The organism is Saccharopolyspora sp. NPDC049426, assembly GCF_040676935.1.
Classification (GTDB): domain Bacteria; phylum Actinomycetota; class Actinomycetes; order Mycobacteriales; family Pseudonocardiaceae; genus Saccharopolyspora.
On the sequence record NZ_JBFAPZ010000022.1, the window covers coordinates 1 to 25,574 of the forward strand.

The following is a 25,574-nucleotide window of genomic DNA, read 5'->3' on the forward strand; positions in this document are numbered from 1 at the left end:
TAGGCCTTGTCGGCCAGCACCCGCTCCGGGCGGGTGCGCGGGCGTCCGCGTCCGCCACGTGCGACCCGGATCGCCTCCAGTACGGCGGTCATCTGAGGGCTGTCGGCACGTTGACCGGCGGTGATCAGTAGCGATAACGGCTTACGGCCTTGTTCGCAGGCCAGGTGGATCTTCGTAGTGAGCCCACCACGGGAGCGTCCCAGCGCGTGATCGGCCGGTTCGTCGCCGGGCGGTTCGACCTGCTCATCGGGCCGGCGGCGAGCTCCGGCGGCGTGCTGGTGGGCCCGGTTGATCGTGGAATCCACCGACACCTGCCAGTCGATCAGGCCCGCCTGTTCCGCCCACGCCCGCAGCGCCGAGAGAATCCAGGGCAACACGCCCTCACGCTGCCACAGGCGAAACAGCTGGTAGATCGACTGCCAATGCCCATAGCGTTCCGGCACGTCCCGCCACGGAGCACCGACCCGCACCCGCCACCGGACCCCATTGAGTAACTGCCGACGTGTCCACTTCGGACGACGTCCCACCACAGGCTGAGGCGGCAACACACGCTGCAACGCCGCCCATTGCCGGTCCGTCAGATCCTTACGCGCGCCAACCGATACGCTTCCCACCGAGGTCTCCGGATAGATGTCGATCTTCTTGGTCGTTGATCCATCTACCGGAGACCTCTCTACTTCCCGACAGCACCCCTCGTTCCGGCAGGGAAACCTCGACCACTGCGAGATCGAGGAGTACGACCCCAACACACACCGTTGAGCTTCAAAAACACCTCACGAGCTCCTACGTCAGGTTTTCAGAACTGCCGCGGAGCCTGGTTCACTAACAACCCTTGGTGCCGGAGTGGCTGATCGGTGACCATCTACTGGGCATAGATGTGTCCGGGATGTCGGCGCGGACTGCAACGCACGGCGGCCAGCAGGCAACTCACGCGCCTGGTGCGCACGCACAGCGGTAGGGAGCGGCAAGGGATTTGGTCGCGAGCACCGCCAGTCCCAGAGAACTGGTGGCGTGTCGGTTCTCTGCAGCCGCGGAGGCTCTGTCGGATCGGGCTGTTCGTATCGCGGCTGATGACCTTCGGACAGGTTAAGTGCGCGCTGAGCTGGCGTCACAACAGCAGCCTTGACCTGCTGCTCCGGGTGAGTGACGATGCCCGCCGTCGCGGTGCAATCGGCGAGCAACGTGCAGAATGACTCTGTGTCTGATCAGGCGAGCACACAAAACACATCCGCTGCTCCGGTGACTGGCACCGTGGTGCAGGCTGGTTCAATCCACAACATTTCCGTGGGCTCTCCGAATACTCAAGTACGACCAGCACAGCTACCTCCCGACGTCTCGTACTTCACCGGTCGTGTTGAGGAACTCGCGAAGCTCGACGCACTTCTGCACGAGGGCGGAACCGCAGAGCCGAGTGGGCCCGCTGTGGTGATCTCAGCGATCGCCGGAGCTGGAGGTATGGGCAAGACCTCGGTCGCCGTCCACTGGGCACATCAGGTACGTGACCGATTCCCGGATGGCCAGTTGTATGTCAACTTGCGGGGTTACGACCCGAGCCCGCCCCTGACACCAGCTCAAGCACTGGACGGATTTCTCCGGGCTATGGGCATGACCGGCGACACGATTCCTCACGATCTTGACAGCATGACGGCCTGCTACCGGTCGCTGTTGGCCGACCGTCGCGTTCTCGTGGTGCTAGACAACGCCGTGACCGCCGAGCAGATCCGCCCCTTACTGCCTGGCACCCCCACATGTTTTGTTGTGGTTACCAGCCGAAGCCGCCTGTCCGGCCTTGTTGCCCGAAACGGCGCGCATCGCATCACGCTCGACCAACTCGCTCCCAGCGAAGCTGTCTCATTGCTACGCCAGATCGTTGGGCCCGAACGGATCGACGCAGAACCCGACGCCACCCGCGACCTCGCTCGCCGCTGTGCTTACCTCCCATTAGCCTTGCGCATCGCCGCCGATCGCGTAGCCGACCGACCGCACCAAGCCATCGCTGACCTGGCCACCACTCTGGCGGACGAACAGCAGCGCTTGGACATCCTGGAAGCAGAAGACGACGAAGCCACCGCGGTTCGTGCAGTCTTTTCCTGGTCATACCAGGCTCTGCCCACCGATACGGCCCGTGTTTTCCGCCTGCTCGGCCTGCATGCCGGAAGAACGATCAGCATTCCGGCAGCCGCCGCTCTGGCTGGCACCTCCACCTATCAGGCTCGCCGTCATCTGCACATGCTCAGGGCTGGGCATCTGCTGACGGAGATCGGGAGTGAGCATTTTCAACTGCACGACCTCATCCGGGACTACGCTGCCGAACTCGTTACCTGCGACCCTGAACTGACCAGCGCCACTCGACGAATCCTGAACTGGTATCTCCACACGGCCAGCGCTGCGTCAGATCTCTTGTACCCGCACCATGGCGTGGTCATTGCGCTTGACTCTGTCACTGATGTCGAGCCGCTCGCATTCTCAACGCGTGACGACGCGTTGAACTGGTACGAAGTGGAGCATGGCAACCTGTTCGCGGTGGTCCAGTATGCCGCCGATCACGGACATCACGACATCGCCGCTCGCCTGCCCACCAACTTCGACGTCTACCTGATTCTCCGAGCTCGATGGGCCGATCAGATCACGGTCCACCAGATTGCGCTCACCAGTGCCTATCATCTTCGTGATCCACAACTTGAGGTCATTGGCCTGGCCGGGCTCTGCGACGCATACATGCAGGCCGGACGCCTTGACGAATGTGTCGACACATGTCAGCGCTTGCTACGTAGAGCGCGAGAGCTCGGAGACCGCGGACAAGAGGCCGGCGCGCTGCACACCCTCGGAAACGCCCTCCGGGTGCAAGGGAACCTCGACAAAGCTGCCGGTCATTATCTATCTGCGCTGCCGATCTACCAAGAGATTGGAAAGCGTCGTGGTGAAGCACTCATGCTCGGCAGCCTCGGCGAGGTCCGCCGACAACAGCGACGGTTCGATGAAGCCCGGGATTATCTTGGCGAATCCCTGGATATTCTCCGGCGAACCAACAATCGGTGGAATGAGGCTTTGTGTCTGCGGTGGATGGGTCGGACCTGCGCGGACCAGTCACAACACGACGATGCGATCGCGTGCTTTCGACACTCGGTTACGATCTACCGCGAAGTAGACGACCATCACGAGATCCCCGCAACGCTTCAAGAACTCGGCGACACGCTCCACCGTGCCGGAGAACTCAACCAGGCTCGGAATGCTTGGCTGGAAGCTCTCACCCTATTTGAGGAAATTCACGCTCCCCAAGTTGCTGATCTACGAGCAAGGCTGAGCAACCATTGGAAGGTGGGGCATCTGGAGTAGAACCGAGGACTGACGCCAGGCGTGACAAGATGGTTCAGGCATCGTGTAGGCGGGCGTTGCGAACACCCGCATCGATCAGCACTGCCTTCCACTCACGAGGTCTCGGCGCGGACCGACGAGTTTGCCGTTGGGCTGGGTGAACATCCTCCCTCGGCTGCTAGGGGATTTCGGATGCAAGGGGGTGATGCAGGTGCGGCAGGCTCGGGCGGTGATCGGGTGGTTGCTCTCGCCGGCGTTGAGGCCGCAGAGGGTCTGGCCGTGGTCGTCTTGGAGGCGTTCGTGCACGACGCCGAGGTGGTCGGTCCACACCTGGGCGTAGCGCTGCTCGGTCTTGGTCGGGGTGCTCATGACTCGGCCTGTTTCCGGCAGATGCGGGTGCAGGCGTGGATGCGTGCGTACTCGCGCAGGCTCACGGCGACGCAGTCGTCGCAGGCGTGGGTGGGTTGGGTGCTGTAGTTGCCGACGGGTTGGTCGCAGAAGGTGTTTCCGGTGCCGGCGTTGCGGATGTGGACGCAGCCGTCAGGGCTGGTCCACAGGCCCGCGTCGAGCGGGGGCGTTGGTCGTGCCGCATCCATGCACCCAACGCTGCCGAACCACCACGGTTCGTGACCTTGAATGTGGGGCTATGCGCATCAACCCAGTGCTGATGCGCATGGTCATGCTGGTTAGTGGCTGGTCATGGTCCGGTAGGAGTCCTGGAGCTCGCCTGCGGTTGGGAGCTTTCCTGCGGTGACGTGGTTGACGACCTCGCGCACGCGCCACCAGTTCGACGGCGCGACCTGCCCCGACTCAATCGCGGTCTGGGCGGCGTCGGCGGCTTCGTCCAAGCGGCCATTTCGCTGCACACAGCGCCAGGTCGACGTGGGCGGTGGCGTAGCGGCGGGGCCAGGGCTGGAAATCATCGGTAGGCCGGAAACGGGCGATGACCTCGCTCGCGTGCTGCTCACCCTCGGGGTCGCCGAGCCAGGCAAGTGTGGTGGCGGTGTAGGCGGCGGCTTTGCCGGGGTCATAGCGGTAGTGGTGCTCAGCCGGCACCGGCTTCGGCAGGTGCGCGGACAGGGAGTGGACCCGCTCGACGGTGCGGTAGGTGGCATCCGCGCTGCCTAGCCGTGCCCATGCCCTGCCTTCCTGCGCGGTCGCTTGGATCTCCGCGGAACTCCCGGACGGCGCGATCGACTGGGCGTGCTGGGAGAGCTCGGCAGCGCGGCGGTAGTCGCCGCCGGTGAGGGTGCGCCAGGCCTCGGTCTCGTAGCACCACGCGCGGATCTCGTCCTGCTCGGCGTGGGTAGCCAGGCCGGAGGCGGTACGCAGGCGAGCGGTGGCCGGCGCGTGCTGGTTCAAATCGATGTGCACCGTCGCCGCAAGCAGGGAAAACCAGCCACCGAGCACAAGGAGGTGGCGGTGGGCAGCGAGAGTTTTGCGGGGTGCGTCGATCAGCTGGGAGATGTAGCCCAGGTGCTCCCGCAACCGGGGCAGCAGATCGTGCGGGCTGGACGCGGGGTAGGCAGTGGCCAGATCATCGAAGGCCATTTCCAGCTGCGCCAGCGTCTCCGTGCTGATGTCGGACGCCGCGACCCTGCGGGCCAGCTCCATCGCGTCGGTCTCATCGCTCGGCTGCATATCAGCGGCGGCCGGGATACCCCTGGTCGCCGGTTGTGGGGTGGCGGCTTTGGCCAGGGCGCGGAGCTCGCCGCCGGCGCACAGCAGCGCGTCTAAGGCGTCCACCGTCGCAGGCTCGGGGCGTTGCCGGTCATTCTCATACCGGGACAGATTGCCCTGGTCGAGGTGAAGGTCCTGGGCAAGTTGGGCTTGAGACAGGCCGGCCGCACGACGATGCCGCCGCAAGGCCTGCCCGAAAGACTCCTCGGACATGGTCCTCTACCTTCCCGCCGGAAACCCCCACCGGCGCCCCCAGAGCGCCCCCTGGGGGCTAACACCTCCGGCGGGAGGCAAGATCCAGCATGCCAGCACCAACACGCCCCGATCGAGTGCAACACAAAACTGGCGATCATTCGAACGCGCGTTCTAGGATGCTGGCAAGTCGGGTCGGGACGATGGGGAAGATCTCCCGGCTCGATGCGGGCCGGCCGACTGCACCCCATCTCGGCCTACCCGCCCTACGGGCACTCCAGAGCGGGCACCACATGACGCACAAAGACGGGGACTGGCAGGGCACCCGGCGACGACCAGACGCCCCAGTCCCCATCTGGATCAAGCTCGCCTACGTACTCCCACCCAGCCCACGCCCCCGCGGACTCGACAGCGTCCCACTCCGAGTCCGCGCCGCTGGCATAGACATCTCCACCACCGTCCCCGGCGTCCTGCTGGCCTGGCACCAAACCATCACCGGCGACTGGTGGGCCCTCGCCACCTTCGAACTCACCAATCGCTCAGGCAAACCCGGCCTTGTGGTCACCCAGCTTGTGCCAGCCAACTCAGTCGGGCCGCGTTAAGGTCCAAGTTCGTTTGCAGAGGACTGACAGTTCCCACAGCGCGGACCAACCATTGGATTCAGAAAAGATCTTTAGTCTCGCCATAGATTCCAGCGGGAGGGCTTGATCTCCAAATCTGAACGAGCAACCTCCAGGAAGCGACGTAGTTCCCGCTTGGATTCTGAAGACTTCTGTTTAAGGGTTTCGGCGTTCGAGTCGGGTTTCTTCAGTGTTTCGCGAGTCGACTTGGCATGTTCTATGCTGGCTGTAAAAAATGCGGCGGCCGCGTCGCGGACCTTTTGGGGGCCAAGCAGGTCTAGTGTTGAGATCTGGATCAACAACTCTTCGTTTATTTCCTCAGTATTTGCCGGAGTTTTTTGACTGGATCGTTGTTCGGTGGAGAATTTGTTAGCGCTTGTCGCTGCCTCCGCCTGAAATAGCGTCTTTTCGAGGATCTGAACATGAGACTCGATGGAATCAATCTTGTCCTTCAGGCTGGAAACTTGCGGGCGGAGTTCGGCAAGTTCTGCCCCAGCTTTCGTGTTGTCGGACTTGGCTTCGGAGAGTTGGCGGTTGAGGTCAGCAAGTTCGGTTTCGGCGCTATCGCTGAGCGGGCTGGAGCCGGTGTTCCGCGACATGATTGCATGGATTTTTGCGTCCAGATCGTCTTCTTTCGATTTCAGTTTGGCGGCCTTTGATTTGAGCTCTTCTATTTTTGGTTTAATTTCGTCGAACCCTCGTGAAGCCTCGGCTGCTTCGGACGCGAATCTATCGATTCGATAGTGAACTTTCTGTGCGGTTCGAAAAAGTGCGCATAACTTTCTAGCTTGCGCTCCATCCATCGAGTTCTCCTCTGGCCTCTTTGCACCAGTATTTGCGTCAGCCATATTCCAAATATGGTTGTCGCTGCGACGACCAAGCTCTGCCACCAGGGCATAAGAACCCTCCCGTCGACTATTGTGAGTCGAACTACGGGACATTATCGCCAAAAGCTGTCTCTTGCGTGGCAGGGGTCATCCTGACAGGTGAAATTTGCTGCAGGTCTTCGTGACGCCGCGTGCGGTCAACGGAGTCGCGAGACGCGGACCTCTGTGGTTCAGAAAATTGTTGTCATACCGGCCGTATACCTACGAGGCCGACGGTCGGCAGGCTGTATTGCCTCTTGAGATGAGCCGTGGCTGACGAGCGTGGAAGTCAGACCGCTCCCGTTGTGGTTGGATGGCGCGCTTTTGCGGCTAACTGTCTGCCTGTCTAACTGCCTGTCAATCGGTGGTGACGGCTGTGGACCGATGTGGACAGGTGAGGACCGCCGGTGCTGGTCAGCGCGACAGGCGCGGGGGTCTGCCTAGGGTTCGCTTGACACCTGATGTGTGAGGCTTCGGCCTTGCTTGGAAGGATGTCGACCGTGCCCAAGCCTTATCCGCAGGAGTTCCGTGATGACGTGGTCGCGGTGGCCCGTCGTCGCGAGGCGTCGTTGACGCAGGTGGCCGCTGATTTCGGGATCTCGATCGGCTGCCTGAAGAACTGGATGCGTGCCGCCGAGGTCGCCGAGGGAGCCCGTGAGGGCGTGACTCGTGAGGAGTCGGCCGAGCTGCGGGAACTGCGCAAACGCAACCGGTTGCTGGAGCAGGAGAACGAGGTGCTGCGCAAGGCCGCGGCCTATCTCGCGCAGGGCAGCCTGCCGGGAAAATAGCGTTCCCGCTCGTCCGTGACCTGGCCGCCACCGACGCCCCGATCAGGGTGCCGGTGGCGGTGACGTGCAGGGTGCTGGGGATCTCCCGGCAGGCCTACTACCAGTGGGAATCCGACCCGGTCTCGCAACGCGACGTCGACGACGCGCACTTGATCAACGTCGCACTCGAGATCCACCTCGACGATCCCACCGAGGGGTATCGGTTCATCGCCGACGAACTCACCCGGCGCGGCTTCACGGCCTCGGAGAACCGGGTGTGGCGGATCTGCTCGCTGCAGGGCATTTTCTCGGCGCATGCCAAGAAAAAGGGCCGTAACCCGAAGGCCGGCCCGCCGGTGCACGACGACCTCGTGGACCGGGATTTCACCGCCACCGCCCCGAATACCAAGTGGCTGACCGACATCACCGAGCATGCCACCGCCGAGGGCAAGCTGTACTTGTGCGCGGTCAAGGACTGCTACTCCAACCGCATCGTCGGCTACTCAATCGGCCCTCGAATGCGTTCATCGCTGGCCGTGGCCGCGTTGCGCAACGCCATCGCCCTGCGCAACCCGCACGGCGTGATCGTGCACTCGGACCGCGGCAGCCAGTTCCGGTCGACCAGCTACCGGCGTCTGCTGCGCCGGCACGGGCTGACCGGATCCATGGGCCGAGTCGGCGCCTGCGGCGACAACGCCGCCATGGAATCGTTCTTTTCCTTGCTACAGAAGAACATTCTCAACACCAGACGCTGGAAAACCAGGGACGAGCTCCGGCTGGCGATCGTGTCCTGGATCGAGACCAAATACCACCGCAGGCGACGACAACGCCGCCTCGGCAAACTCACCCCAGTCGAGTTTGAGACCATCTACACGACCGCTACAGCGGCCTGAGAACACTCAACCCCGAGTGTCAACCGAACCCTGGGCAGTCCCCGGCATGTAGCACACCCGTGTGATGTGCCTGGCAGTCAAGAGTTCGAATCCTGCTAGCTCCACACAGAGAAGGGCCAACGGCAAACCGAACAGCCTCGCCTCGCGAAATCTCCTACGGGGCTGTTCGGTTTAGCGGGCGTTGTCGGGCTAGTGGTCGGGTTGGGTTGTGGTGTTGGTGGCGAGTGGGTGGGGTTCGTCGGTGAGGGTGGCGAGTGCGGTGGCGATTTCGGGAATCCCGGCTTGAACGTAGGCGGCGGTGGTGCCGGTGTCGCTACTGGTGGCGGTGTGGCCTGCGTAGGCGCGGGCGATGGCGTAGCCGTGGTTGCGTTCGACCCAGGTGAGGGTGGTGTGGCGTAGCCAATGGGTGCTGACGCCTTGGGTGTGGACCCAAGGCAGGTTCTCGCCGATTCGGGTCCAAAGGTGGTCGTAGCGACGTCGGGTGATGGGCTGGTGGTTGCGGTAGCGCAGAAGCTGGTCAGTGGGTTTTGTAGCGCCGCGTTGCTGAGCATGCTCGCGCAGGTGGGTCATGAGGGTGGGGGAGACGGGCTGCCACCGGACGGTCTCGCCCTTCTCATGCAGCAGGACCAGACACTGGTCCGGATCAAGATCGCGGAGGGTGAGCGCGAGGGCTCCACCGCGGCGGCAGGCGGTTTCGATGTGCAGCCGCAGGAGGAGCGTGTCCAGTGCCGGGTCGTCGCCGGTCGTGGCGGCGACGTGGTTGATCTCGTTGAGCCGGTTATCCGGCAGACCCCGCCGCGTACTAGCGAGCCGTCGGGGCTTGGTCGCGTTCTTGGCGGGGTTGTCGCCCTCAGTGATGAGGCGGTCGGCGACGGCGTGGTTGTAGAGGCAGCGGATGGCTGCGATGAGGTGCTCGGCCGCGCCGCGTCCGCCTCGGGCGTTACGGCGCACGACGACCTGGGAGCGGACGGTCTCGGCGAGCTGCTGGATCTCCAGGGTGGTGGGTTCGTCGAGGTGCCGGTCGCCCCAGTGTTCGAGGATGCGGTTCCAGTACGTGCCATACACGCGCTTGGTGCCAGGGGAGACGGCTTTGGCGACCTCGGGGATGTAATCGGCGAACGTCGGAGCCTGCGGCTTCGGCGCCGCAGTGCCGAGGAGATCTTCGGGGGAGACGCCCATCTTGGCCAGCAGCAGGCGGGCGGCGTCGAGTTCGGGCGCGTCGGGGTGGTGCGTCATTCGGGATCAGCTCCGGGGGTGTGGAAGGCGGAGACCATCGCGTCGAGAGCGCGCATGGTGTGAATCAGCAGGAGCCCGGGCTCGGGCGCGGCGGCCAGCAACACCCGATCGCCGGGATTGAGGCCGCACCAGCGGCGCACCGCGGCCGGCAGGGGTAGGTGGGCTCGGCGGGCGAGGGTGAATACCCCGTCGGCGTCGGCCTGGATGGTTACCGTCGTGTTGGACAGCACCTCCAGGCGCAGCCGCAGCCCAGCTCGCCAGCCCAGGGTGTTGACGATGCTGCTCTCGGCGATACGGCCCTGCGGGTCCAGCGAGGCGATCCGATAGACCATCGAGGTCGTGCACGGCAGGGCGGCCAGCTGCGTGAGCGGCACCCGACGCGCCGTACCGCGAGCGGCGATCAACTCGGCACGTTCATCCACCGACAACGGGTGCAGCTCAATCGCGGGAACGGCCGACTCAGCCACGGCCCTCACCCCCGAACCGCACCTCAGAGGGAGAAGACACGGCGAGACGGCGGGTGCAATGCACCTCGCCGTCTCGCGCCTGAAACAATCTGTGGTTATGTGGGACGGATCCCACCCACTGGTGTCCGAGGGGGGACTTGAACCCCCACATGCGTGCAATTTCCCGTGTTTGGGGAAATCACACCAAAATCATAGCACGCGGCGAATGTGTTGTGGGGTGAGTATGCGTCGCCGTGTGCGGGGCGTCGACGGGCCGGAATTGTCGGCGTGTTGCGGACAGCGGCGCGAGATCAGGAGACGTCGCGGCGTGGCAGCTCGAGGTGGGTGAGGAGACGATCGCCGCATGATTCGTCGGCTGAAGCATCAACTCTCGTGGTGATTTCGGGCATCGCCGAACAAGTCATCCTGGCGGTCGGAAACAATTTGTTCTAGCAGTGCGGCGAGGGCGCGCACACGGCCGAGGCGAGCGGATTCCCTCGGGATGGCGAGCCAATAAGTGCGCCTGATCTGCAAGGTGTCGGCAAGGACCGGTACGAGTCGTTGGTCCTGATCGCCGAGGTAGCGGGGTAGCGGAGCCAGGCCGAGGCCTGCGACCGCAGCTTGCCAGTGGCCGGTGACATTGTTGGTCTGGATCGATACGCGATGTCCGGGCAGGATGTCGTCGGGCAAGCGGAGCGGTGTGATGTCGAGCAAGTCGTCGACGTACCAGATCAGCGTGTGGTCACGCAGGTCCGTGCGATCACGAATCGGCGGGCGTTCAGCCAGGTACTCGGGAGTGGCGTATAGCCGCAACGTGTAATCGGTGAGTCGACGGTAGATGGCGTGGCGCGGCTGGGGTTCCTGAAGTGTCACGGCGATGTCGAATTCGCGCATGCTGAGGGCGACGTTTCGTGTCGAGGTCACGATGTGGACATCGACGTTCGGATGTTCCTCCCGGAATGTCCCGAGCCCGGGGGCGAGGATGAAAGCACCGAATGCGTCAGGGGTGGCGATCCGGACGGTTCCACTGAGTTGGCCCGTTTCATGGTCGTCGGCGGTTGCCGCGAGAACGGCGGCGTCGACGGCTTCGGCATGGGGAAGCAGGCGTTGGCCGGCGTCGGAGAGCACCCATCCTGTCGGTGATCGATCGAAAAGCCGATAACCCAGGTCTCGTTCGAGGCGGCTGATCTGGCGCCCGACGGTGGTGTGGTCAACGCCGAGTGCGGAAGCCGCCGAGACCAACCGGCCGCGGCGAGCTACTTGGAGAAAGTAACGGAGGGCATCCGCTGAAACCATGGCTCACCGTAGCAGTGCTGTGCAATTTTGCCCAGCGATGTGCATGAGTGGTCATTGTCGGTGCAAGAACGCAGGGCGAAACTTTCTTTCGAGCGCACCGACAGAAGGAGTCTCGATGAGCGACCGTCTCACTCACTGGGTCGATGGAAAGCCCTGGACCGGATCGTCAGACCGCCGCGGCGAGATCTTTGACCCCGCCCATGGCAGCGTGACCGGGCATGTCTCCCTCGCCTCGGAGCTGGATGTTGACACCGCGGTCAAGGCCGCAAGCTCGGCATGGCAAAGCTGGCGCTGGACGACCCTGTCCCGCCGAGCCCGGATCTTGTTCGATTTCCGGGCGGCCGTCCTGCGTCGCCGGGATGAACTCACGCGAGTGATCACGGCAGAGCACGGCAAGGTCCTCGATGACGCCGACGGCGAGATCGCCCGTGGTCTTGAAGTCGTCGAATATGCCTGCGGGATTCCGGCCTTGCTCAAGGGCGGGTTCTCGGAGTCGGTTTCGACCCAGGTCGACGTGGCGTCGATCCGGCAGCCGCTCGGTGTGTGCGCCTTGATCACGCCGTTCAACTTTCCCGCGATGGTGCCGCTGTGGTTCGCTCCGATCGCCATTGCCTGCGGCAACACCGTAGTGCTCAAGCCGAGCGAGAAAGTGCCCTCCGCCGCGGTCATCCTCGCCGAGTGCTGGGCTGAGGCCGGACTCCCTGATGGGGTGTTCAATGTGCTTCAGGGCGATGCGGTCGCCGTTGACCGGTTGCTCACGCATCCGGACGTTCGAGCGGTAAGTTTCGTTGGTTCGACCCCTGTGGCCCGGCATGTGTATGAGACCGGGACCAGCCATGGCAAGCGGGTGCAGGCCCTGGGTGGGGCGAAGAACCACATGGTGGTTTTGCCTGATGCCGACCTCGATGCCGCTGCGGACGCAGCGGTGTCCGCAGCGTTCGGTTCGGCAGGCGAGCGCTGCATGGCCGTATCCGTGGTCGTGGCGGTCGAACCGATTGGCGATGAACTGGTCGCGGGGATTAAGCGGCGGATCGCAGAGCTGCGAACCGGCGACGGCCGCCTTGGCGCTGATATGGGGCCGTTGGTGACCGGCGTGCATCGAGACCGGGTCGTTTCCTACATCGAGGCTGGCCTGAGGGCTGGAGCTGAGCTCGCCGTCGACGGACGGGACGTCGACGTTGACGGTGGGAGCGATGGCTTCTGGCTTGGCCCCACGCTCTTCGATCACGTCTCCCCGGAGACCTCGATCTACCAGGACGAAATCTTCGGCCCGGTCCTCAGCGTGGTGCGTGTGCCCTCCTTCAACCGGGCGCTTGATCTTGTCAACGCGAGCATCTATGGCAACGGTACTGCGCTGTTCACCAGTGACGGCGCGCTTGCCCGGCGTTACCAAAGCGAGGTTGAAGTGGGCATGGTCGGCATCAACGTGCCCATCCCGGTGCCAGCTGCCGCATATTCCTTCGGAGGCTGGAAATCGTCGCTGTTCGGGGACGCGCACGCCTACGGGGAGGACGGGATTCACTTCTTTACCCGATCCAAGGTCGTGACCAGCCGCTGGCCGCACACGAAGGCGCCACGCGGAGACATCGACCTCAACTTCCCCGGAAGGTGAATGCGACCATGACAGCCTCAATCGCCCTTCCCCGCGTGCTCAAGATCGGACGCGGCTGCTCCGCTGAACTTCCCAACGTGCTGCAGTCGTTCAACCTCAAACGACCACTGATCATCACCGACTCGTTCCTCGGCGAACAACCCTTTCTCGCCCAAATTCAAGATGGACTCCGTAGCCGGGGGATTGAGGCAGGGCTTTTCACCCGCGCTCAACCTGACCCGACCACAGACTCGGTCGAACAAGGTGTCGGCGTGCTGCGCTCGGGGGTGTTTGACTGCGTGATCGGAATTGGTGGCGGCAGCCCCATGGACACGGCCAAGGCTGTGGCCCTACTAGGGGGGCGTGACGCCTCGATGCGTGACTTCAAGGCGCCCGTGGTCACCGACACCCCAACGCTGCCACTGATCGCGATCCCGACCACCTCCGGGAGTGGTTCGGAATGCACTCGCTTCACGGTCATCACTGACAGCACCACTGACGAGAAGATGCTGTGCTCCGGCCTGGCGTTCCTGCCCACCGTCGCGCTCGTGGACTACGAACTCACGATGGATATGCCACGTCGACTCACCGCTGACACCGGTGTCGACGCACTGGTACACGCTGTCGAAGCCTTCGTCAGCAAGTGCGCCAGTCCGTTCACGGATGCCCTGGCACTCACAGCGATGGGAACGTTGTTCCGCAATCTTCGGGTTGTATACGAGGATCCGAAGGATGAGTCTGCTCGCGCCGCGATGATGCTCGGCGCGACACAGGCGGGCATCGCGTTCTCCAACTCCAGCGTCGCCTTGGTGCACGGGATGAGCAGGCCGATCGGCGGCCATTTCCACATCGCCCACGGCCTGTCCAACGCCATGCTCATGCCCGCTGTCACCGCATTCTCCCTGGACGCGGCGACCGAACGGTACGCGCGATGTGCACGTGCAATGGGTGTCGCGACCGATTCGGTGAGCGACGAAGCGGCTGCCCAGCAAATGGTCGACGCTCTGGTGGTGCTGAACGAAGATCTCGATGTGCCAGGTCCGCGGGAGTGCGGCATCCCGGAGGACAAGTGGCGAGACCGGATCCCCGTAATGGCACGGCAGGCCAAGGAATCTGGTTCACCCGACAATAACCCCCGGGTGCCGACGGTCAATGAGATCGAGGCACTTTTTCACGCACTCTGGAGCTGATATCTACCGGACACTCGTCCATCAAGGCGCATGTGGAGATCTACTGATGATCACGAGTGGCATCGAGTCCGAGCTCGACTTGATCGTCGTTCACCGGCGAGAGGAGGTTGTCGGAGTGGTCTCGCTCGAGTTCGTCGCGCCGAGGGAGCCCCTTACCGGCTTGGAACCCGGGCGCACGTATTGAACTCGACCTTGGCGAGGGTGTGCTGCGCCAGTACTCGTTGTGCTCCTCGAATCCTGATCCACGCGTATGGCGCATCGCCGTGTTGCTCGAGGAAGAAGGCCGGGGCGGGTCGCGGCACATCCACGACAATGTTGGGGAAGGTGACACCCTGCGGGTACGTGCCCTCGCAATCACTTCCGCTTGGAGCCCGCCGAACGGTACCTCTTCATTGCTGGTGGAATCGGTATCACACCGATCATCCCGATGCTAGCGGAAGCAAAACTGCGAGGAGTGGAGTGGGAGTTGGTGTATGGTGGGCGAAAGATCAGGTCGATTGGTTTTCGCGAAGAACTCGAACTCAGCACCCGAGCCGGGTGCGCATCCTCCCGGAAGACGAGTACGGTCTCATCGATCTTGACCGATTCCTTGGCGCCCCGCGTCCCGGGACGCACGTCTATTGCTGTGGCCCCGAATCACTCCTCGCCGCTGTGGAAGAACGATGCGCCGCCTGGCCATACGGTTTGCTGCACGTCGAGCGCTTCGCGGCCAAGGAACTGGACACCCCGATGAAGTCTGAGACCGTTGATGTCTCACTGGCGCGCGGGTGTCACCGTCACTGTCTCGCCCGGCGAGTCCGTGCTCAAGTCCATTGAGGAATCTGGGCAGGAAGTCGCATACTCCTGCTGGGAAGGTGTCTGCGGCACCTGCATGACCACCGTGCTCGAAGGCAAAACGGTGCGTCATCGGGCTTCCCGGCCTGCTTACGTCCCAGTGGAGCCGTGGGTCGATCCCGGAGTTGTGTGAAGGGTTTCGTCCGTCGGACGGTGATTGAAGGCCACTAACGTCCGGAGTCTGGATCCAGCCTGCTGCAATGACGGGGTGCCTTGCAGACAGAACCGGAAAATGAGTGATCTGCCGAAGCCCCGGTTTGAACTCGGATTCCGGGGCCCCGGCGGACAGGGTGGGCGCAGCGACTCAGGCGAGAGCCTGATCCAGGGCCCCGGCGATGTCGGCGACGAGGTCGTCGGGATCCTCAAGTCCGACTGATAGTCGCAGGTGTCCATAGGTGAGGAACGCGGGTGGGTAGGCCTCGCTGCCGCCTCGGGTTTCGGGTCCGGTGTGGACGATGAGGGACTCGTCGTGCCCGAGGGATACGGCTGAGGTAATGATGCCCAGGTTGTCGACGAACCGATTCTGGGTGGCGGGATCGGCGTCGAGTGCGAAGGCGAGTACGGCGCCGTAGCCGCGTCCGCCGAACTGCTCGGTGGCGAGTTTGTGCTCTGGATGTGAGGTGAGGCCGGGGTAGGCGACAAAGGCGACTCGGGGGTCGGCATAGAGGAACTCGGCCACTCTCGCGGCGGAGGTGAACTGCTGCCGTAGCCGCAGTGGGAGGGTCACCGAGCCGCGCATGATCATCCAGGCGTTGAACGGCGATATGACACCGCCGACGTCGACGACGGCGTCGTGCCGGATGCGCGAGATGGTGGCCGCGTCGCCGACGACTACGCCGCCCAAAGCGTCGCCGTGGCCGTTGATGTACTTGCTCAGCGAGTGGACGACCAGGTCGGCACCGTCGTCGAGGGGGCGGTAGAACGGCGGCGGAGTGAATGTCCCGTCGACGGTGAGCAATGCCCTGGCTCCGTGCGCAATGGCAGCGAGGCCGCGGATGTCGGCGACCTTCGTAGTGGGGTTGGCGATCGTCTCCACGTGGATGAGCCGGGTATTGGGGCGGATCGCCGCGCGGACGGCATCGAGATCGGCGACGTCGACGAAGGTGGCTTCGATGCCGTATCGCTCCGAGAGGAGCTCGGCGAACAGGCGCCAGGTGGCCTCGTAGGTGACGTCCGAGACGACGACGTGGTCTCCGCTACGGAGAAGGGTGAAGAAGATTCCGTGCAGGGCAGCGACTCCAGTAGCGAACGCAGCAGCGGCCTCGCCGCCGTCCATGGCGGCCAGCTTCTCCTCAAGCGCGACCTGGTTCGCGGCCCCGTTGCGGGTGTAGACGAGTCCCTCGGTCGCCGACCAGTTCATCACTGAGGGGTCCTCAGGCAAGGCGTAGGCGTTCGCCATCACCAGCGGGTTGCGGAGCGCGCCGGAACCACTGTCGATGCGGTTACCACCATGCACTGCCCAAGTGGCGTCCTGAACGGTGGTCGGGTCGTGCTTGTCGGGAGGGATGTTCAAGGTCTGATCCTTCGATGGGTCGATCGGACGCGGTCGGTGTGCGATAGCGGTGAGTGAGGTGTCTGGCTGGAGCGTGATGCGCGCTGGCAAGCTTCTCTGAGTCGGCGGTTCTCACACGACCGACCCGATCCGGCGCGAAGGCCGTACCGCTGGGTGGGTCGGCGCCGTGGACAACGCATCACGATGAACCGCGGCCTGTGGAAGAACATGCCGGGAGAGCCAGCGTCACGAACGTCCGTCCCCTGCACCTCCTCAACTCTCCCTATTTAACATGGGATTCGTGATCGTTGTGCGCTTTGCCGGACGCTGTGGCCGTCGCCTCCTCACGTGCGGCGGCGATCTCGCGGACGCGACGGCGGACGACGAACCAGCCGATGACGAGCGCGACCGCCACGATCGGCGAAGAGGCGACCGTATAGGTACCCACCGGCCAGTCGAGCGTCGTCAGGACAACGCAGGCGAACAGGAACATCAGTACCGCGATGCCGCTGGCGGGCGACCACGGCATGCGGAACGACGGCCGCACCATGATGCCTGTGCGGGACCAGGACCACAGTCGCAGCTGGCAGGCCACGATGGCGGCCCAGGAGCACATCAAGAGCAGGGCGGAGATGTTCAGGGCGATCTCGAACGCCTGCTCCGGCACGACAGCGTTGACGCCCACACCGAGGAGCGCGACCGGTGCGGTGAGCAGGATGCCGACGTAGGGAACACCCGCGGCATTCATCCGTTGTGCCACTCTCGGCGCAGAGCCGGCGATGGACAGCGACCGGAGAATGCGGCCAGTCGAATACATACCGGCGTTCAGCGACGACAGCGCGGCGGTGAGCACAACGAAGTTCATGATCGCATCGGCGCCTTGCACACCAACAGAGCTGAAGAACGTCACAAAGGGGCTGACACCGGCCTGGTACGCGGTGTACGGCAGCAACAGGGCGAGTAGCAACACCGAACCGACGTAGAACACTGCGATCCGGAACACGACGGAGTTAATGGCTTTGGGCATGACCTTCTCGGCGTCCTTCGCTTCACCCGCCGCGGTGCCGACCAGCTCGATCGACCCGTAGGCGAGAATGACGCCCTGCGTGAGGACGACTGCGGCGAGCACTCCCTTCGGGATCCAGCCACCGTTGTCGGAGATCAGGGAGAATCCGACTTCCTGCCCGGCGACCGGACTGCCGAGGACGACGAAGCACACGCCGACGACCAGGAAGATCACCAGGGCAGCGACCTTGATGAAGGAGAACCAGAACTCGAACTCGCCAAAGAATTTGACCGAGGCGAGGTTCAGCGCCACAACCAGGATCAGCGCGCCGAGAGCGTACGCCCACTGAGGTACCGCGCCCATCAAGGGAACGTATTTCTTGAAGAAGTTCAGGTAGAGGGCGACGGCGGTGATGTCGAAGATCGCGACGGTCGTCCAGTTCAGCCAGTAGATCCACCCGATTGCATAAGCGAGTTTCTCACCGAAGAACTCTCGCGCGTAGGACACGAACGATCCCGACGAGCGCCGGTGCATGACGAGCTCGCCGAGCGCCCGGATGATGAGAAAGGCGAACAGCCCGCATACGGCGAAGATAGCGACGAGAGCTGGACCTGCCTGCGCCAGCCGCCCGCCGGCACCGAGGAACAGCCCGGTGCCGATCGCGCCGCCGACTGCGATCATCTGGACTTGGCGGGGCTTGAGACGGTGCTGGTACCCGGCGTCCTCCGCCCGGAGGTCGACGGTGGGCCCCGACCGTGCTCGTTGGGTCTGACGGGGCGGAATGCTTTCGGACATGGAACATCCTTGTTCGTGCCGATTGGCTGGTTCTTGTAGTTGAGGCCGCTTCGCGACGACGGGGCAACGGAGCGAAGGCGTGGGCGAATCCACGACGTCCGTCCGCCCGGGCGAAGGTCCGGGACCGCTTGTGGCGATGCGGGACCTGGTTGCGACGGGTGCGGTCACACTCAGTCGTGAGGTGCCGACGACGCTACGACGACTGAGGGAAACAATCGAGGGTCAGCGACTACGTGCACGCTTAAGATGAACCTTAGGGATCCGTATCAGCCGCGGTGCTCCGTGAACTCGGAGACCACGACAGCGCCACGGCGACCGCGGCGGCGCTAAACGATCCCTCGCCGTCTCGCAAGCACTGGTCTCGTCGCAGCGGGACTTCGGGTCGTCTGCGGCCCAGAACCCTGCCGGGATCGCCGGCGCTGGTTTCACCGGAGAGCCCTGCTTTAGGGCTGTGACTGGCCTGGCTCACCGAGGCGTCGCGAATGCCGATGCCGCGTTCAGAGGCGAATCGCCATCGGGACAGTGCGGATCGGCATGGTTTGAGGGCATCGCGGCATGGTCACGGTGACGCTGCTCAGGGTGAGACTTGTCCGCATCCGCACCGTGAGGGTGGTGCGCACTGTGAAGGAGACATCACATGAGGCGATATGACCTTGCGCTCATCGGATTCGGCGGTGTCAATCGGGCGCTCGCCGCGCTGATCGTGGAGCGTGGCGAGCAGTTGTTCGAGGAGCTGGGCTTCGCACTTCGGGTGGTCGCGATCACCGACCTGCGTGCCGGGTCGCTGGTTGACGCCGATGGCGTCGATCTCGCCCCTCTGCTGGCCACGACTCCCGATGAGCTGGCTTTCGCAGACATGAAGGGCGGTAGTCGCGATCCGCGGAACGAGTGGGTGATCCGCGAAGTTCAGGCCGACATCGTTGCGGAGGCGACGTTCACCAATCCCGCCGACGGCGAGCCCGCCGTGTCGCACGTGCGCTGGGCTCTGGAAGCGGGCAAGCACGTGTGCACGACGAATAAGGGACCGGTCGCATTGCACGGCCGCGAGCTCCGCGAACTGGCTGCCCAGCATGGCGTCAGCTTCGAGTTCGAGGGTGCAGTTCTCAGCGGTACGCCAGTCCTTCGTACCGCGCGGCGTCTGCTTAGCGGTCTCCGGATCACCGGCGTTGAAGGAATCATGAATGGTACCTCCAACTTCGTCCTGGGCCGGCTGGAAGACGGTGCCGACTTCGAAGCTGCCGTCAGTGAGGCTCAGGACCTGGGATATGCGGAGGCCGATCCCACGGCTGACGTTGAGGGACATGACGTTCAGCTCAAGGTCATGATCCTTGCCAACGAGGTCCTCGGTGCTGACCTGCGTCGCGAGGACGTCGTCTGCCGAGGGATCTCCGGGATCACCACGGTGGACATCAAGGACGCTGCCGACAAGGGGCTGCGTTGGAAGCTGGTCGGTTCGGTCACGCGCCGCGCCGACGGCGGCGTCGATGCTCGGGTGGAACCGGTCGCTCTGTCGGCCGACCACCCGCTGGTCGGCGTCTCTGGCCCAGTCAACGCCGTGGCTTTCCGCACCGATCTCCTCGGCACCGTCACCATCTCCGGTCCGGGCGCTGGACCTATCGAAACCGCCTATGCCCTGTTGTCCGACATCATCGCCATCCACCACGCACAAGCAAACGGCGCCGCCGCTTCCAGCGGACACGTCCTCGAGGAGACCGTCCATGGCTGACACCGCTCTCAAAGCCGAGTGCACCGTCGACGACCAGTTGTCGGCCGTGTACAACCCCTATTCCGGTGAGGCGATCGGCTCGGTGCCGACGGTGGACGCTGGTGCCATCGACAGCATCCTCCGGCGTGCCCGCAGCGGCAGCCGTACCGCTCGGGCCATGTCGCGCGCGTCGCGGGCGAATGTGCTGGAGGCGGCTGCTCGACTCGTCGAGCAGCGTGCTGCGTTCTTCGCATCCCTGATTGTGAAAGAGTCGGGTAAGACGATCACCCAGGCTGATAAGGAGACCGCACGTGCAGTGAACACCCTGGCCTTGTCTGCAGCTGAGGCCCGGCGTAACGCCGGTGAGATGGTTCCTTTCGATGCTTTGGAGGGCTCGGAACACCGCAAGGGATGGTTCACCCGGGAGCCGCTTGGCATCATCGCTGCCATCACACCTTTCAACGATCCGCTCAACCTGGTCGCGCACAAGCTCGGCCCGGCGATTGCTGGCGGCAACGCGGTGATTCTGAAACCTTCCGAACTCACGCCGCTATCGGCGCTGCGCCTGGTGCGTGTGCTCGTCGAGGCGGGCCTGCCGGAGGAGGTCGTGACGGTCGTCAACGGCAATGCCGAGGTGGGCGCCGCGATCGTGAGTGCCCGGGAGGTGCGGATGGTGTCGTTTACGGGCGGCTTTGCAACTGGCGAGGTCATCGCACGGTCGGCAGGACTGAAGAAACTCGCTATGGACCTCGGCGGGAACGCCGCTGTCATCGTCATGGAGGACGCCGACCTAGACCTTGCGGTCGACTCGTGCGTCTCCGGCGCATTCTGGGCGGCAGGCCAGAATTGTGTGGGTACGCAACGAATTTTGGTTTCCCGCGAGGTGTATGAGGACTTCCGCGATGCCTTTGTCGCCCGTACGAAGCGGTTGCGCGTCGGCGACCCCGAACACCAGAGCACCGACGTGGGCCCCATGATCACTGAGGTAGCTGCCCGTACCGCCCGGGCGAAGGTGGACACGGCCATCACCAGCGGCGCAACGCTGCTGTGCGGCAACCAGTTGTACGGTTCCCTTTTCACACCGACGGTGCTGGCGAACGTGCCCGCGGAGTGCGCGATATGGCACGAGGAGGCGTTTGCGCCCGTGGTGTGTCTGCAACCATTCGATTCTTTTGACGAAGCGCTCCAACGCTCCAACGAGGTCGACTTCAGCCTCCACACTGGAATTTTCACGTCGAACCTCGATCGGGCGCTGTCAGCCGTGCAGTTGTTGGAGGCGAGTGGAGTTATGATTAACGATTCATCCGACTACCGTTTCGATGCGATGCCCTTCGGTGGTTTCAAGTACGGCAGCATGGGCCGCGAGGGCGTTCGCTTCGCCTACGAGGAGATGACCCAGTCGAAGGTGGTCTGCATCAATCAGAGGGACGACGTAGGGTGACTGTGTACCGGACGGAATCAGACTCGCTGGGTGCGGTGGCGGTCCCAGCGGAGGCCTATTGGGGTGTGCATACTGCCCGCGCGGTGGAGAACTTCCAAATCAGCGGAATCCCTCTCTCCTCGCACCCGGTGCTTGTGCGGGCACTGGTCACGGTCAAGCATGCTGCGGCTCTGGCCAACAAGGAGATCGGCGCCATCGAGCCGCACAAGGCGGATGCGATCGTCGCAGCCTGCCAGGACGTCGAAGCAGGCCGTCACCACGACGAGTTTCGTGTTGATGTCATCCAGGGCGGTGCCGGCACAAGCACCAACATGAACGCCAACGAGGTCATCGCCAACCTCGCACTGGAGCACCTGGGCTACGGGCGTGGGCGTTACGACATGCTGTCCCCGCTCGATGACGTCAATCGCTGTCAGTCAACGAACGACGTTTACCCGACAGCGCTGAGACTCGCTGTCAGCATGGCCCTGCGTGGGCTGCTGGCAGAGCTTGGTCGGCTTTCGGAAGCGTTCGACGCCAAGGGCTATGAATTCGCCGACATCGTCAAGGTCGGTCGTACTCAGCTCCAGGATGCTGTACCCATGACGCTCGGCCAGGAGTTCACCGCCATCGGCGTCACCTTGGCTGAAGACCGTGTCCGTGTCGGTGAGACCTTGCCGCTGCTGCATGAGACCAGCCTCGGTGCAACGGCCATCGGCACCGGTGTCACGGCCGAACCCGGATACGCCGAGGCTGCGGTGCGCCACCTGCGCGCCCTGACTGGGCTGGACCTGCGACCGGCCGTCGATCTGGTCGAGGCGACGGCCGATACTGGCGTGTTCATGCTGGTTTCGGGCGTGCTGAAACGTACGGCCGTCAAGCTGTCGAAGGTCTGTAACGACCTGCGGCTGCTTTCGAGCGGTCCGCAGAGCGGCTTAGCGGAAATCAACCTGCCACCGCGCCAGGCGGGCTCATCGATTATGCCGGGCAAGGTCAATCCGGTGATCCCCGAGATGGTCAATCAGGTCGCCTACTCGGTGGCTGGGGCCGATGTCACGATTACGATGGCCGCCGAAAACGGCCAGCTCCAGCTTAACGCGTTCGAGCCACTGATCGGTCATCAGCTGCTGACCATGATCGAGTGGCTCACGCGTGGCTGCGCTGCATTGCGAACCAAGTGTGTGGAGGGCATCACCGCCAACGGCGAGCGGCTGGCCCGGCAGGTCGCTGCTTCGGTCGGCTCTGTGACGTCGTTGACTCCGCACATCGGTTATGCGGCCGCCGCGGCGATCGCCAAGCAGGCGCTGGCAACCGGATCCAGCGTGGCTGATCTGGTCGAGCGGGCCGGCCTGCTCAGCCGGGAGCAGGCGACTGCGCTCATGGCTCCGAGTCTTGAGAGCGCATTACCCGCGGACGGTTGATCACCCGGGACAGCCCGAATCCAGTCACTGTGTTGCTTACGCCAGGCATCTGGGCGATATCTTCCCAGATGCCGCGTATGCGTTCCAGGGACTGAGCTTCGAGCCGCACCATGAGATCGAAATCGCCACTGAGGACCTCACAGATGACAACCTCTGGGATGCGTCTGAGGGCAGCCAGAACCTCCCCACCGCGCATGCGGTCCTGTCGGTAGACGAGCACCAGCGCAGACACGAAATCGCCGGTGTCGCTGTCCTCATCGCGGACGATCGTGTATCCGCGGATGTATCCCTTCCGTTCCAGCCGGTCGATCCGCTGGCGCACGGCGTTGCGCGACAGCAGGACCCGATGGCCCAACTCGGCATGCGAGGTTCGCGCGTTGCGAGACAACTCGGAAAGGATCTTCTCGTCGATGGCGTCCACAGTAGGTGATCTCCTTCGCATGAGCCCAGTAGTCATGTTCGGCCACGGGCGCATGTTTCCAATCTGGCCGACAGTCACCGAAGCGCCACACGACGCCTTGGCCAGACCTCATTCGGCGTCGCACCTCAAACGAGTGTCGACGGACGAGTGTGATCGGGGACCCGCTAACGCAGGTCCCGGGGGAGATGGCCTTGGACTGTCCGGACACGGCTCGATACACGATGGCTTGCCGGCCAGCTCTCCGCGCGGCAATCAGTCGACCGCGGTGAGGCTTATCAAGAGTGCATCGTCTCGTCCAACAAGATCTTCGCCAGCACTTGCGGTGAATCGGCGGATGCAATCGCCCCGGCCGTCTCGTCCGCCTCCCCGTAGCCCCACAGCACATGGATCGCGGGTATGCCCTCGGCAGTGGCGCTGTCCACGTCGTAGCCCCGATCACCCACCATGAGTGGATTGGAGACATCGAGCCCGCGGCCTTGGAGCCGAGTGAGGCACTCCTTGATCACTGCACGTTTGGTCTCGCGTCCCGCTGCATCAGACGTGCCGCACACCGTCACTAGACGCGACTCCAGCCCGTGGTGTCTCACGATTCGCTCGGCCTGATCCTCCACCTTCGAGGTCGCCACCGCCATCGGGAGTCCGGCTTCAGCCAGCGTATCCAGTAGTGCGGGAATGCCATCGTAAGGTCTGCTGTCGAGGGCGCCCTTCTCAGCGTACGCCGTTCGGTACACCTGGAGGGCACGCCGTGCGGTCGGTTCGTCAAGACCGACGATATGCCGGAAGGTCTCATACATCGGCGGGCCGACGAAGGTGCGTAGTACGCGCGTGTCGGGAACACCAGCGCCGACCGACCGTAGGGCGGTAGCGACGCTGGCGAAGATGCCGGGTGCGGAGTCCACCAGGGTGCCATCGAGGTCGAGCAGTAGGCACGTGGGTGTTACGGGGGGCATCTCGCTCCTTGTGCGGCTGCGCCGCAAGTGGTGGTGGCCGGGCAGGATGCGGCCGGAACGGAAGGTGAGGGCACGTTGTTGCCAGACGGTGCCCTGAGGGCAACGAATCAGCCGATTGGTTGCCCGGGTCGTGAGGTAAGGTGCATCGAGCGCGCGGCGGGGTTTCGCCCGTCTGCTTGTAGCTCTGAGCATTTGAACGTGCCCATGTGGCTTAGAGGGCTATGATGCAAGAGTTTAAGGATGTCGCTGATCTACAATGTGTAGGTTCTCCTTCGAGCATCCATCAAGATTCGAGGGGCCTCCGAACAGAAGATCTTGCGGTGTGGTGTTTGTGCCTCACGGGGGATGGAGTCCCTCGGCTGCAAGCCGGGGATACGCCGATATTAGAGCGGTCAACCCGCAAGATGAACTGTCAATCTCAATAACAATGGTTTAGATTTGCCTAATGGATCTGCATCAGCTTCGGGTGCTCCGTGAGCTCGCCGACCACGGCAGCATCGCGGCCACGGCTCAGGCGCTATCCGTCACCCCGTCTGCCGTCTCGCAAGTGCTGACAGCGTTGCAGCGCCAGTTCGCCACGCCGCTCACGCACAAGCGCGGCCGCTCGGTCGAGCTCACTGATGCTGGGCGAGCTTTGGCGAATGCCGCAGTGTTGGTGGCATCCGCAATGGCGCGGGCCCAGGTGGCCGTCGAGGACTACCTTGGGGACTTGTCAGCCATTGTGCGGATCTCCGGATTTCACAGCGCCACGGTCACGTTCTTCCCCGCCCTGGCCGCGATGTCGAGCGAGCCTCACCACCCCCCGGTGGAATGCGTCGACGAGGACGTCTCCCAGGACGCATTTCCCGCACTGACCGCGTCCTATGACATCGTCATTGCCCACCGGATGAGTCACACGCATCCGTGGCCGTCCCAACGCCTGTCCGTTGTACCGCTCTTGCGGGAGCCAATGGATGTGGCGATGCGTGCCGATCATCCCCTCGCTCAGCGCAAGTCTCTCAGCCCGACGGATCTCGTCGACGAATCGTGGGTGTCCACGCACGCCGGGTTTTCACCGGCCGACATGCTCGAAGCGATCGGGGCGTCAGCTGGCCAACCGATGCGGGTGGTGCACCGGATCAACGATTTCACGACGGCTGCGGCGATGGTCGCTCATAGCAATCTCGTGGCGTTGTTTCCGCGCTACACAGCGGGTTCGCCGGCAGGACCTGCCGTGACTCTGCGGCCACTCTCAGGGGTCCGAGCAGTGCGCAATATCGACGCCCTCACTCGTCCTGAACAGACAACTCGACGTGCGGTTTCGGTTGCGCTGGACTCTCTTCGGCAGATCGCGAACTCACTCGTGGAATCAAATAGTGACTATTTAGCGACTTGATGCCGGAAGCCCAATTGGTGGAACTTAGCCGCAGTTCAGCGCTTCGTCAGGAAGGCATAGGTG

21 protein-coding genes are annotated in these 25,574 nt (G+C 63.6%); 9 read left to right on the forward strand and 12 right to left on the reverse strand.

The annotated features are described in order from the left end of the window. Positions 1-614 (reverse strand): IS5 family transposase (locus AB0J78_RS31690; RefSeq protein ID WP_363795445.1); only part of this gene is annotated, 614 nt, incomplete at its 3' end. A gap of 535 nt (positions 615-1,149) precedes the next feature. Between AB0J78_RS31690 and AB0J78_RS31695 the strand changes: the two genes are divergently transcribed. After that, a complete protein-coding gene (locus AB0J78_RS31695) occupies positions 1,150-3,336 on the forward strand; it encodes a tetratricopeptide repeat protein (protein ID WP_363795447.1) in 2,187 nt (728 codons plus the stop codon). Between the two features lie 75 nt (positions 3,337-3,411). On the opposite strand, the gene AB0J78_RS31700 is transcribed toward AB0J78_RS31695, so the two are convergent. From AB0J78_RS31700 to AB0J78_RS31715, 4 genes are all read right to left on the reverse strand, one after another. Then, positions 3,412-3,684 (reverse strand): hypothetical protein, encoded by a 273-nt coding sequence (locus AB0J78_RS31700; RefSeq protein WP_363795449.1) that lies wholly within the window; start codon positions 3,682-3,684, stop codon positions 3,412-3,414. Continuing rightward, positions 3,681-3,911, reverse strand: coding sequence for a hypothetical protein (locus tag AB0J78_RS31705; protein WP_363795451.1), 231 nt, complete (start codon positions 3,909-3,911; stop codon positions 3,681-3,683). The genes AB0J78_RS31700 and AB0J78_RS31705 overlap by 4 nt, the downstream gene beginning before the upstream one ends. 214 nt (positions 3,912-4,125) lie before the next feature. Next, positions 4,126-5,208 carry a helix-turn-helix transcriptional regulator gene (locus AB0J78_RS31710; RefSeq protein ID WP_363795453.1) on the reverse strand — a complete coding sequence of 361 codons (1,083 nt, stop codon included), beginning with the start codon at positions 5,206-5,208 and terminating at the stop codon, positions 4,126-4,128. 652 nt (positions 5,209-5,860) lie between these two features. Beyond that, on the reverse strand, positions 5,861-6,697 hold the full coding sequence (locus AB0J78_RS31715) for a hypothetical protein (RefSeq protein WP_363795455.1): 837 nt from the start codon (positions 6,695-6,697) through the stop codon (positions 5,861-5,863). A gap of 476 nt (positions 6,698-7,173) precedes the next feature. Between AB0J78_RS31715 and AB0J78_RS31720 the strand changes: the two genes are divergently transcribed. Next, positions 7,174-8,333, forward strand: a protein-coding gene (locus AB0J78_RS31720) for an IS3 family transposase (protein ID WP_363795457.1) whose coding sequence is annotated in 2 segments (ribosomal slippage) — positions 7,174-7,452 and positions 7,455-8,333 — 1,158 coding nt in all. Because the reading frame shifts where the segments join, the coding sequence is not laid out codon by codon here. 189 nt (positions 8,334-8,522) lie between these two features. On the opposite strand, the gene AB0J78_RS31725 is transcribed toward AB0J78_RS31720, so the two are convergent. From AB0J78_RS31725 to AB0J78_RS31735, 3 genes are all read right to left on the reverse strand, one after another. Beyond that, a complete protein-coding gene (locus tag AB0J78_RS31725) occupies positions 8,523-9,569 on the reverse strand; it encodes a tyrosine-type recombinase/integrase (protein ID WP_363795459.1) in 1,047 nt (348 codons plus the stop codon). Continuing rightward, the gene (locus tag AB0J78_RS31730; protein ID WP_363795461.1) at positions 9,566-10,036 is read right to left on the reverse strand and encodes a hypothetical protein; all 471 of its coding nucleotides are present in this window, start codon (positions 10,034-10,036) and stop codon (positions 9,566-9,568) included. Before AB0J78_RS31730 ends, AB0J78_RS31725 begins: the two co-directional genes overlap by 4 nt. Before the next feature lie 363 nt (positions 10,037-10,399). Next, positions 10,400-11,311, reverse strand: coding sequence for a LysR family transcriptional regulator (locus AB0J78_RS31735; RefSeq protein WP_363795463.1), 912 nt, complete (start codon positions 11,309-11,311; stop codon positions 10,400-10,402). Between the two features lie 115 nt (positions 11,312-11,426). Here AB0J78_RS31735 and AB0J78_RS31740 point away from each other — a divergent pair, with 115 nt between their 5' ends. From AB0J78_RS31740 to AB0J78_RS31750, 3 genes are all read left to right on the forward strand, one after another. Next, on the forward strand, positions 11,427-12,923 hold the full coding sequence (locus AB0J78_RS31740) for a CoA-acylating methylmalonate-semialdehyde dehydrogenase (protein WP_363795465.1): 1,497 nt from the start codon (positions 11,427-11,429) through the stop codon (positions 12,921-12,923). An 8-nt stretch (positions 12,924-12,931) separates the two neighbouring features. Continuing rightward, on the forward strand, positions 12,932-14,092 hold the full coding sequence (locus AB0J78_RS31745) for an iron-containing alcohol dehydrogenase (RefSeq protein WP_363795467.1): 1,161 nt from the start codon (positions 12,932-12,934) through the stop codon (positions 14,090-14,092). 748 nt (positions 14,093-14,840) lie between these two features. Beyond that, positions 14,841-15,059, forward strand: a complete 219-nt coding sequence (locus tag AB0J78_RS31750) for a 2Fe-2S iron-sulfur cluster binding domain-containing protein (RefSeq protein ID WP_363795539.1) — start codon at positions 14,841-14,843, stop codon at positions 15,057-15,059. Between the two features lie 171 nt (positions 15,060-15,230). Here AB0J78_RS31750 and AB0J78_RS31755 read toward each other — a convergent pair whose 3' ends face one another. Then, positions 15,231-16,529: an aminotransferase class I/II-fold pyridoxal phosphate-dependent enzyme gene (locus AB0J78_RS31755; protein WP_363795469.1), complete on the reverse strand. Its 1,299-nt coding sequence runs from the start codon at positions 16,527-16,529 to the stop codon at positions 15,231-15,233. A 172-nt stretch (positions 16,530-16,701) separates the two neighbouring features. Then, entirely contained in the window at positions 16,702-18,219 is a 1,518-nt protein-coding gene (locus tag AB0J78_RS31760) for an amino acid permease (protein WP_363795471.1), read from the reverse strand. Between the two features lie 637 nt (positions 18,220-18,856). Between AB0J78_RS31760 and AB0J78_RS31765 the strand changes: the two genes are divergently transcribed. From AB0J78_RS31765 to AB0J78_RS31775, 3 genes are read left to right on the forward strand one after another with little or no spacing between them, the layout of a single operon-like run. Continuing rightward, positions 18,857-19,945, forward strand: a complete 1,089-nt coding sequence (locus AB0J78_RS31765; RefSeq protein WP_363795473.1) for a homoserine dehydrogenase — start codon at positions 18,857-18,859, stop codon at positions 19,943-19,945. After that, positions 19,938-21,365: an aldehyde dehydrogenase family protein gene (locus AB0J78_RS31770; RefSeq protein WP_363795475.1), complete on the forward strand. Its 1,428-nt coding sequence runs from the start codon at positions 19,938-19,940 to the stop codon at positions 21,363-21,365. Before AB0J78_RS31765 ends, AB0J78_RS31770 begins: the two co-directional genes overlap by 8 nt. A gap of 2 nt (positions 21,366-21,367) precedes the next feature. Beyond that, a complete protein-coding gene (locus AB0J78_RS31775) occupies positions 21,368-22,765 on the forward strand; it encodes an aspartate ammonia-lyase (protein ID WP_363795541.1) in 1,398 nt (465 codons plus the stop codon). Here AB0J78_RS31775 and AB0J78_RS31780 read toward each other — a convergent pair. Together AB0J78_RS31780 and AB0J78_RS31785 are read right to left on the reverse strand one after the other, a co-directional pair. Then, complete coding sequence (locus AB0J78_RS31780; RefSeq protein WP_363795477.1) at positions 22,722-23,186, reverse strand: Lrp/AsnC family transcriptional regulator; 465 nt, start codon at positions 23,184-23,186, stop codon at positions 22,722-22,724. The two genes, AB0J78_RS31775 and AB0J78_RS31780, sit on opposite strands and share 44 nt — an antisense overlap. A gap of 275 nt (positions 23,187-23,461) precedes the next feature. Continuing rightward, complete coding sequence (locus tag AB0J78_RS31785; RefSeq protein WP_363795479.1) at positions 23,462-24,136, reverse strand: HAD hydrolase-like protein; 675 nt, start codon at positions 24,134-24,136, stop codon at positions 23,462-23,464. Between the two features lie 445 nt (positions 24,137-24,581). Here AB0J78_RS31785 and AB0J78_RS31790 point away from each other — a divergent pair, with 445 nt between their 5' ends. Further along, positions 24,582-25,511: a LysR family transcriptional regulator gene (locus AB0J78_RS31790; RefSeq protein ID WP_363795481.1), complete on the forward strand. Its 930-nt coding sequence runs from the start codon at positions 24,582-24,584 to the stop codon at positions 25,509-25,511. Positions 25,512-25,574 lie beyond the last annotated feature (63 nt).

What these genes read in the sequence shown, in the direction of transcription:
- AB0J78_RS31695 (WP_363795447.1), top strand. Translation starts at nt 1,150, where the DNA reads ATGCCCGCCGTCGCGGTGCAATCGGCGAGCAACGTGCAGAATGACTCT.
- AB0J78_RS31700 (WP_363795449.1), bottom strand. Translation starts at nt 3,684, where the DNA reads ATGAGCACCCCGACCAAGACCGAGCAGCGCTACGCCCAGGTGTGGACC.
- AB0J78_RS31705 (WP_363795451.1), bottom strand. Translation starts at nt 3,911, where the DNA reads ATGGATGCGGCACGACCAACGCCCCCGCTCGACGCGGGCCTGTGGACC.
- AB0J78_RS31710 (WP_363795453.1), bottom strand. Translation starts at nt 5,208, where the DNA reads ATGTCCGAGGAGTCTTTCGGGCAGGCCTTGCGGCGGCATCGTCGTGCG.
- AB0J78_RS31725 (WP_363795459.1), bottom strand. Translation starts at nt 9,569, where the DNA reads ATGACGCACCACCCCGACGCGCCCGAACTCGACGCCGCCCGCCTGCTG.
- AB0J78_RS31735 (WP_363795463.1), bottom strand. Translation starts at nt 11,311, where the DNA reads ATGGTTTCAGCGGATGCCCTCCGTTACTTTCTCCAAGTAGCTCGCCGC.
- AB0J78_RS31740 (WP_363795465.1), top strand. Translation starts at nt 11,427, where the DNA reads ATGAGCGACCGTCTCACTCACTGGGTCGATGGAAAGCCCTGGACCGGA.
- AB0J78_RS31745 (WP_363795467.1), top strand. Translation starts at nt 12,932, where the DNA reads ATGACAGCCTCAATCGCCCTTCCCCGCGTGCTCAAGATCGGACGCGGC.
- AB0J78_RS31750 (WP_363795539.1), top strand. Translation starts at nt 14,841, where the DNA reads ATGTCTCACTGGCGCGCGGGTGTCACCGTCACTGTCTCGCCCGGCGAG.
- AB0J78_RS31760 (WP_363795471.1), bottom strand. Translation starts at nt 18,219, where the DNA reads ATGTCCGAAAGCATTCCGCCCCGTCAGACCCAACGAGCACGGTCGGGG.
- AB0J78_RS31765 (WP_363795473.1), top strand. Translation starts at nt 18,857, where the DNA reads ATGAGGCGATATGACCTTGCGCTCATCGGATTCGGCGGTGTCAATCGG.
- AB0J78_RS31770 (WP_363795475.1), top strand. Translation starts at nt 19,938, where the DNA reads ATGGCTGACACCGCTCTCAAAGCCGAGTGCACCGTCGACGACCAGTTG.
- AB0J78_RS31785 (WP_363795479.1), bottom strand. Translation starts at nt 24,136, where the DNA reads ATGCCCCCCGTAACACCCACGTGCCTACTGCTCGACCTCGATGGCACC.
- AB0J78_RS31790 (WP_363795481.1), top strand. Translation starts at nt 24,582, where the DNA reads ATGGATCTGCATCAGCTTCGGGTGCTCCGTGAGCTCGCCGACCACGGC.